The organism is Niallia sp. (assembly GCF_031978665.1).
In the GTDB taxonomy this organism is placed as follows: domain Bacteria; phylum Bacillota; class Bacilli; order Bacillales; family Cytobacillaceae; genus Niallia.
Genome location: NZ_DALZDK010000076.1, coordinates 1,700 through 3,191, shown reverse-complemented (window position 1 = coordinate 3,191; position 1,492 = coordinate 1,700). Strand labels below are relative to the sequence as shown.

General features: G+C 37.7%; 2 protein-coding genes. Both read left to right on the top strand.

The genetic code is table 11. The features are described 5' to 3' along the window. Window positions 1-863 (top strand): glucose-1-phosphate thymidylyltransferase RfbA (rfbA, locus tag RTL21_RS23180; RefSeq protein WP_312099559.1); only part of this gene is annotated, 863 nt, incomplete at its 5' end. A 22-nt stretch (window positions 864-885) separates the two neighbouring features. Continuing rightward, window positions 886-1,452: a dTDP-4-dehydrorhamnose 3,5-epimerase gene (gene rfbC / locus RTL21_RS23175; RefSeq protein WP_312099557.1), complete on the top strand. Its 567-nt coding sequence runs from the start codon at window positions 886-888 to the stop codon at window positions 1,450-1,452. The last annotated feature ends 40 nt before the right edge of the window (window positions 1,453-1,492 follow it).

The following is a 1,492-nucleotide window of genomic DNA, read 5'->3' as shown; positions in this document are numbered from 1 at the left end:
TAGCTGGCGGAAGTGGAACAAGACTTTATCCACTTACTTTAGTGACAAGTAAACAGCTTTTACCTATTAATGATAAACCAATGATCTACTATCCACTTTCTACATTATTATTAGCGGGAATTAAAGATATTTTAATTATTTCTACACCAGAGGATACACCGCGATTTGAAGTATTACTTGGTGATGGTTCTCAATTTGGTATCACTCTACAATATAAAGTGCAACCGAAGCCAGAAGGATTAGCGCAGGCTTTTATTATTGGCGAAGAATTCATTGGGGATGATTCTGTTGCGATGATTTTAGGGGACAATATTTATTATGGTAGTGGAATGAGAAAACTTCTGCAACGTGCTGCTCAGAAAGAGAGAGGGGCAACGGTATTTGGCTACCATGTGCAAGATCCTGAACGTTTTGGAGTAGTAGAATTTAATGCAGATGGCAAGGTGTTGAGTGTGGAAGAAAAACCAGAAGTGCCTAAGTCTAATTATGCGATAACAGGATTATATTTCTATGACAACCGGGTTGTAGACATTGCGAAAAATGTAGAGCCTTCTCATCGTGGGGAGTTAGAAATTACGTCTATTAATGAAGCTTATTTAAAGCTTGGAGAATTAGAAGTAGAATTACTTGGCAGAGGCTATACTTGGTTAGATACGGGAACACATCAAAGTTTATTAGAGGCGTCTAATTTTGTTCGTACAGTGGAAGAGCACCAAGGAATCAAAATTGCAGCACCAGAGGAAATTGGTTATATCAATGGCTGGATTACGAATGATTCCCTGATCGAACAAGGAAATCTCTATTCCAAAACTGGTTACGGTCAATATTTATTAAAAGTAGCAAAAGGTGATATTAAATATTAAATAGATTTGAGGTGCTTTAAGGATGCAAATTACAGAAACATTTATCGAAGGGCTAAAAGTAGTCGAACCAAAGGTATTCGGAGACCATCGCGGTTGGTTCATGGAAACATATAACGAAGAGAGCTTTCAAAAAGCAGGAATCGATATTCCATTTGTACAGGATAACCAATCTTTTTCCGCAACAAAAGGAACCCTTCGCGGCTTACATTATCAATTAAATCCAAAAGCACAAACAAAATTAGTCCGTTGTACAAAAGGGGCTATTTATGATGTGGCAGTTGATATTCGCAAAGGTAGTCCAACGTTTGGCAAATGGTTTGGAATCGAGCTTTCAGCTGAAAATAAAAAGCAATTATTAATTCCACAAGGCTTCGCACACGGGTTTATGACGATTACCGATGATGTGGAAGTGCAATATAAAGTGGACAATCTATATGCTCCAGATTGTGATCGAGGCATCATTTGGAATGATCCCGCTATTGGTATTGAATGGCCACTAGAAATAACGCCTGTTCTTTCGGAGAAAGATGAAAAAGCACCATTACTAAAAGATGCTGATCATAATTTTACCTTTGGTGAAAATAAATGAAGATTTTAGTGACAGGCTATTCAGGGCAATTAGGCTATGA